The 220-nt window shown below is 50.5% G+C and carries 1 rRNA gene; it reads right to left on the bottom strand.

The window, feature by feature from the left end:
- A 16S ribosomal RNA gene (locus ETV65_RS24835) occupies positions 1–199 on the bottom strand; the annotation flags it as partial.
- Between the last annotated feature and the right edge of the window lie 21 nt (positions 200–220).

The raw sequence follows: 220 nt of genomic DNA, 5'->3' as shown, positions 1-220 counted from the left end.
ACTTTGCTCTTTCGAGGTCATGCGGTATTAGCTACCGTTTCCAGTAGTTATCCCCCTCCATCAGGCAGTTTCCCAGACATTACTCACCCGTCCGCCGCTCGCCGGCAAAGTAGCAAGCTACTTCCCGATGCCGCTCGACTTGCATGTGTTAGGCCTGCCGCCAGCGTTCAATCTGAGCCATGATCAAACTCTTCAATTAAAAGTTCGATTTGCTTAAACA

The organism is Rahnella sp. RFA10(1/100) (genome assembly GCF_004195115.1).
Lineage (GTDB): Bacteria > Pseudomonadota > Gammaproteobacteria > Enterobacterales > Enterobacteriaceae > Rahnella > Rahnella perminowiae.
The sequence above is the reverse complement of the archived record's forward strand: the minus strand, read 5'-3'. Positions and strand labels throughout refer to the sequence as shown.